The sequence below is a fragment of the Kluyvera sp. Awk 3 genome, assembly GCF_028069715.1.
Classification (GTDB): Bacteria; Pseudomonadota; Gammaproteobacteria; order Enterobacterales; family Enterobacteriaceae; genus Kluyvera; species Kluyvera georgiana_A.
In genome coordinates, this window is record NZ_JANEWH010000297.1 from 1 (window position 1) to 831 (window position 831).

An 831-nucleotide genomic window follows, 5' to 3' on the forward strand; every position below is an offset into this window, starting at 1 on the left:
CCCGACGACCAACGATTTCATAATTAATCTTTATACCACTCGCTTTTTCAAATGCATTGATTATCTCAAGCACTGAAACGCCTTTACCGGTTCCCAGGTTAAAGGTTTCATAACCTGACATTTTTTCTAACTGACGCAATGCGCAGACATGCCCAGAGGCGAGATCCATCACATGAATAAAATCACGAATACCGGTCCCATCAGGGGTATCGTAATCACCGCCATAAATGGATAATTTTTCAAGTTTGCCAATCGCAACCTGAGAAACATACGGTATGAGATTACTTGGTACGCCGTTTGGATCTTCTCCAATTAATCCGCTTGGATGCGCACCTGTTGGGTTAAAGTAGCGAAGAGCAATGATTTTAAGGTTTTTATCAGCGACGGCGCAGTCAGATAAAATATTTTCAAGATATACCTTTGTGGTTCCATAAGGGCAGGATGCATTTCCGATAGGATATTCTTCAAGATTTGGTACAGGTGCATTATTTCCATAAACTGTTGCAGATGAGCTAAAAATGAACTTATTGACTTCTGCTTTTTTCATCTCTTCCAATAAAATTAGCGTCCCACTAACATTATTAATGTAATATTCAAGTGGTTTTTTAACGGATTCGCCGACTGCTTTTAAAGCAGCGAAGTGGATGACCGCATCAATCTGGTGTTCTTGAAATAATTTGGCAACGCATCCGCGATCGCCTATATCCCCTTCTACAAAATCAATTTTTTTGGAAACAATTCCCTCGACTCGCTTAAGAGATTCAGACGATGAATTAATTAAATTATCCAGGACAACAACCTCATAACCATTTTCTATTAATTGAATAACGG

1 protein-coding gene is annotated in these 831 nt (G+C 39.2%); it reads right to left on the reverse strand.

What is annotated here, in order from left to right; genetic code table 11:
- The coding region (gene galE / locus NNN71_RS24750; RefSeq protein ID WP_271459598.1) for a UDP-glucose 4-epimerase GalE at window positions 1–831 on the reverse strand (831 nt) is incomplete at both ends.